At 61.9% G+C, this 4,450-nt stretch carries 5 protein-coding genes and 1 pseudogene; 3 read left to right on the top strand and 3 right to left on the bottom strand.

The window, feature by feature from the left end; genetic code table 11:
• The 3 genes and pseudogenes from ACOQFS_RS09845 to ACOQFS_RS09835 all read left to right on the top strand — a co-directional run.
• Nucleotides 1-134: pseudogene (locus tag ACOQFS_RS09845) on the top strand (RHS repeat-associated core domain-containing protein); the annotation flags it as partial.
• Between the two features lie 373 nt (nt 135-507).
• On the top strand, nt 508-927 hold the full coding sequence (locus ACOQFS_RS09840; RefSeq protein ID WP_421562703.1) for a hypothetical protein: 420 nt from the start codon (nt 508-510) through the stop codon (nt 925-927).
• Nucleotides 928-1,094: 167 nt separating this feature from the next.
• Nucleotides 1,095-2,456: a hypothetical protein gene (locus tag ACOQFS_RS09835; RefSeq protein WP_421562702.1), complete on the top strand. Its 1,362-nt coding sequence runs from the start codon at nt 1,095-1,097 to the stop codon at nt 2,454-2,456.
• 342 nt (nt 2,457-2,798) lie between these two features.
• On the opposite strand, the gene ACOQFS_RS09830 is transcribed toward ACOQFS_RS09835, so the two are convergent.
• From ACOQFS_RS09830 to ACOQFS_RS09820, 3 genes are all read right to left on the bottom strand, one after another.
• Nucleotides 2,799-3,281, bottom strand: a complete 483-nt coding sequence (locus tag ACOQFS_RS09830) for an OmpA family protein (protein WP_421562701.1) — start codon at nt 3,279-3,281, stop codon at nt 2,799-2,801.
• A gap of 113 nt (nt 3,282-3,394) precedes the next feature.
• Nucleotides 3,395-3,883, bottom strand: a complete 489-nt coding sequence (locus ACOQFS_RS09825; RefSeq protein ID WP_421562700.1) for a hypothetical protein — start codon at nt 3,881-3,883, stop codon at nt 3,395-3,397.
• A complete protein-coding gene (locus tag ACOQFS_RS09820) occupies nt 3,874-4,395 on the bottom strand; it encodes a hypothetical protein (RefSeq protein ID WP_421562699.1) in 522 nt (173 codons plus the stop codon). Before ACOQFS_RS09820 ends, ACOQFS_RS09825 begins: the two co-directional genes overlap by 10 nt.
• Nucleotides 4,396-4,450 lie beyond the last annotated feature (55 nt).

Genomic DNA, 4,450 nt, shown 5'->3' with positions numbered 1-4,450 from the left:
CACTACAACACGTTCCGGTACTACGATGCGGACATAGGCAGGTTCATCAGCCCCGATCCATTGGCTTGGCAGGTGGTTTGAATCTGAATCAATATGCGCCGAATCCAATTGTCTGGGTTGATCCGAATGGCCTCACTTGTGCGAAAGCGTTTTCGAAGAGGCAAGGAATCACAGAAAAATGGGTGGGAGTTTTGACAGGAAAGAATCCCAGTCAAGTAGATGCCATTCTAAGAAAGAAAGGTTATACGGCGAGTACTCGCCAAACAAGCCCTAATGCTACGCCGCATACTAGATATACTCGAACAAATAAAAATGGTAAGGTTGATGTGCTCGATTATCACCCGGGCGGTCCTAATGCGGTGCATAAATCTGATTACTGGAAGGTGTATCGTGACGCAGAGGTGCAGGGGAGAATCGGCCATGGCGGGTTTAGTCGGTATGACAAAATTAAAGATAGTCCGGTCTATGTGGATGGGCAGCTGAAAAACATGCCAAATTAGGATATTTATGTGGTTGAATGATGAAATTATTCCGGGTAAGTCCTTGGGTGGAGTTTGTCTGGACGAGAAGGTGGACCTTGTTGTCGAGCGCTTCTCTCCGCATTACGATGTGAAAGTTGGCGACGGGGTCGTGAAATTTGATGATGATTTGATCATATTGGGGTATGATAAAAATAGATTGATTTATTCTGTCATGTGTGGCGTTGGGTATTCGCATAGATTTTCTGGAAAATTGTGGGCTGGAATGACAGTTGCTGAAGTTATTGAAAATTCCAGAACCCAAGTCGCGTGGGGCGGATGCGTTATTGTTGATGGTATCAACGGCATCGGGCTCCCATTGCCGAGCGGTCTAGATGATTTCGAAGTTCTCACTGATTTTCTCGAATTTGATTATGTATTTCCGAGCCTCTCGGTTTTCAGGCTATAGCGAATAATAAGGATGTTGCGGACTGGAGCTAAACTTATGGTCCAACTGTTGGGAACATCCAGCTGGGGTACGACACAGTAAGGCGCCTGTCTACCCTGATCAACGAAAACCGCCAGGCCTACCAGTTCGCCTACGACGCAGCCAACCGCCTGGTCACAGAGCACCCCATGCCCATGGGCGGGGGTGATGCCGTGCCGGGGCATGTAGACGTTCAGCCCATACACACCCAACTGGTGCGCGATGCGGCCGGCCAGCTCATAGAAAAAAACACATTCACCCCCGGCGCAGCGACTGGCACACCCCATGCCGCACCGCCCGTGCTGCAAGCTCGGCTGGCCTACAGCTACGGCCCCGCAGGCCACATCTTGCAAGCCCAGCAATTCTCCGCGCAGGGCGAGTTGCAATCCCGCCAGACATGGCAGTACGACGCACTGGGCCAAGTGCTGAAGGAAGAGGCCGAGCACACGGTGCAAGGCCACCTGCACAGCAGCACGTTGCGGTACCAATACGACGCCTTGGGCAACCGCACCGCAACCCAACTGCCCGACGGCCGCACCCTCAACCACCTGTACTACGGCAGCGGCCACCTGCACCAGATCAACCTGGACGGCGCCGTGCTGGCCGACATCGAACGCGACGACCTGCACCGCGAGGTGCTACGCACGCAGGGCCGCCTGGCCAGCCGCTTCGCCTACGACCCCGTCGGCCGCAAAGCCGCCACCTGGGTGCGCCCTGCCATGCTGCGCGTGGGCCACGGGATCGGCAACGACCGGCACGCCAACGCCGGCTGGAGCCCCCGCAGCGCCGACTGGACCCAACGCCTGCAGCGCCGCAACCCCGAAGACACCCTGCTCAAACGCTACGGCTACGACAAGAACGGCGAGCTCACCAGCGTAGAACACAGCCAGCAAGGCCAAACCCGCCACCAGTACGACCAGGCAGGTCGCATCACGCATACGCAGGCGACCCAGCCCGAGCGCAACGAACACTTCCACTACGACCTCGCAGGCAACCGCATCAGCGCGCTGGAAGAAAGAAACCTCAGCACCCAGGGCCGAGGCTGGGTGCAAAACAACCGCGTCAAAGTCCTGCAGGACAAGCGCTACGACTACGACGGCTTTGGCCGTCTGATCAGAAAACGCATCGGCAGCCACACCGAACAACACTACCGCTACAACCACCAGCACCCACTGAACCAACTGGCCGTGGTGCGCGCAGGCAAAGACGGCCAGCCCCAAAGCCAAGTCTGCAACTACCAATACGACGCCTTGGGCAGGCGCATCGCCAAGGCACACAGATTCGGCAGCACAGTATTCACCCGGGAAGGCATGCGGCTGCTCCAAGAAAACAGGATCCCCTACACCAGGACGTACGTCCGAGACCCAAGCCGCAACGCCTCTCTGGCACGCTGTGTCCTCAGTGACAGCCTCATCCCACCGCACGCCGGGAAGCCGATGGAGAAACCAACGAACAGAGCGGGCATATCGCCACCGAAGTTGCGCAGCAGCCATACGCATCAAAAAACATAGCTGCTGAGGCTTATCCAGCAAGCGCTAAGGCCGAAAAGCATCAAGAAACTCGGCATCTATTGAATGACCCGCCCCGATGGAGGAAGCTCCGGGGAGGCCAGGCCAGGCCAGGCCAGGCCAGGCCTGGCCGGGGCCGAGCGAGCGGGCGCAATGCCCGGCCGCCGAAATTTGGCCCAATCCGGAGGGGCCGGGCGAAGGGCTCGCGGGGGTGAGGGTGCGTGCGGGCTACCCCATCCGTGGCTTGGCCCGTGGCGAGCGCTCCGGGCGGCGGCCCGTCACGTGCCGTCGCCGCGCCTTTCACATCACGTCACACCACGTTGCGTCGCGCAGTGTCACCGCGCGTCACTTCACGGCGATCTTCACGGCGTGCAGGGCCTGCACGGTTTGGTACTTCACGCGGATCGTCTTGACGGGAACGCCCAGGCGCAGGAGTTCCTTGCGCACGGCCATGGCGCGCATCAGGGCGATGTCGCGGGCGTCGACCGGGGCGTCCTTGCGGTGGCAGTAGCCGGTGATTTCGAGGCGCTCATCGGCCTCGCGGGTTTCCACCAGCCGCTCCAGCAGCGCGATTGTTTCGGGCGTGAGTGCGACTTCCTTGGGGTTGAATTCGGCCACGATGCCGTCATCGGGCAAGCGGGGCTGCTGGGCCACGGGCGCGGGCGGCGGTGCCTCGGCGGGTGCGGGTGCCACTTCGACTGGTGGCGGGGCAGTGGCTGCGGCAGGGGCGTCGTTGCCTGACGGTTCGCCCGATGTGCCTGCGCACCCTGCGATCAGCAGGGCGGTGGCAAGCAGGCTCAGGTGCAGGGTGAATGGCTTCAACAACATGGTGGGTGGTCCGGAGGTTGGTGGAGTGGATGGATGCTGCCGAAGGCCGATCAGCGATGGCCATCAGCAGCCGCGGTGAAGTGGCGTGTGTGCGTGCGTGCTTGCGCCCTGCGCTATGGCGACAGCTGCCAGAACGTGACCTGCGCAAACTTGGCGTCGTTGGCCCAGGGGTCCCAGATGGTCTTGTCGCCCTTGCTCATGGCGCCAGGCCACGCGCCCAGGGATGTGGACATGGCGGGTGCGTAGCTGCCCCGGATGCGCAGGGTTTCCGGCTTGCCGTTGCGGGTATAGCTGTAGCCGCCGGCGGGCACATCGGCGCCGGGGTAGACCACGATGACGTGGCCGTTGCTGGTTTCGGACTTGCCGCCCACCACCAGCTTGCCTTCGCGGGCCAACTGGCCCACTTGCCCCGAGGGCACAACCTTCCAGTGCGCCTGCCCGCGCAGGTGTTCGATGAGCGCATTGGCATTCATCCAGGGCTGGCTGGGCAGGTATTGCTTGATGACGTGCCACACGGCATGGCTGCACGAATGGGGATGCAGGGCAAAGGCGGCGTCGCAGGCCTGCTTGAGTTTGCTGACGGAGCTGGCGTCTACGGGCACGGGGTCTTGTCCTTGGAGGGGTCGCCGGGGAGCGTATGGGGCGTGTTGGGTGAAGCTGCGGGCGCGTTGGCGTGGTACGACTGCGTCGGGGCCTGCCAGCGCAGCGAGGGCAAGGGATGGTTGCCGCCCACCGCGGGCGAAAGCACGTGCAGGCGCAGCTCGTGCGGAATGCCGTTGCGCCACTGGCCTGCATGCACCGTGAGTTCCTGCGGTGGGTCCACCGGGAAGAGGTGCGGGAGGCGGCCGATGCAGCGGCCCGATGCGTCCACCAGCACCGGTAATGGAAAGTTCTGCCAGCGGGCGTCGGCGGGAAGGCCCTTGTAGAAGTCGTCGGTGAACACGCTGAGCAGCCGCACACGGGCGGGCTGCGGCGCCCGTGCCAGCGGGCAGGCCCTGACGGCGGCACGGTAGGGCTCCAGCTCGGCGGGCAGCGGGGCGGCGTCTGCCACCGGCTGGCATTGGGCGGGCAGCACACGCACGAAGTCACCGCGCGCCGATGCCTGAAGTGCCATGCAGGCCAAGAGCGGCGCCAGGAGTCTGCGCGGTAGAAGGCATCGAAGCGAAACG

The organism is Paracidovorax sp. MALMAid1276 (assembly GCF_049198005.1).
GTDB lineage: Bacteria > Pseudomonadota > Gammaproteobacteria > Burkholderiales > Burkholderiaceae_C > Acidovorax.
This window is presented reverse-complemented; position numbering and strand designations above follow the sequence as displayed.

What these genes read in the sequence shown, in the direction of transcription:
- ACOQFS_RS09840 (WP_421562703.1), top strand. Translation starts at nt 508, where the DNA reads ATGTGGTTGAATGATGAAATTATTCCGGGTAAGTCCTTGGGTGGAGTT.
- ACOQFS_RS09835 (WP_421562702.1), top strand. Translation starts at nt 1,095, where the DNA reads ATGCCCATGGGCGGGGGTGATGCCGTGCCGGGGCATGTAGACGTTCAG.
- ACOQFS_RS09830 (WP_421562701.1), bottom strand. Translation starts at nt 3,281, where the DNA reads ATGTTGTTGAAGCCATTCACCCTGCACCTGAGCCTGCTTGCCACCGCC.
- ACOQFS_RS09820 (WP_421562699.1), bottom strand. Translation starts at nt 4,395, where the DNA reads ATGGCACTTCAGGCATCGGCGCGCGGTGACTTCGTGCGTGTGCTGCCC.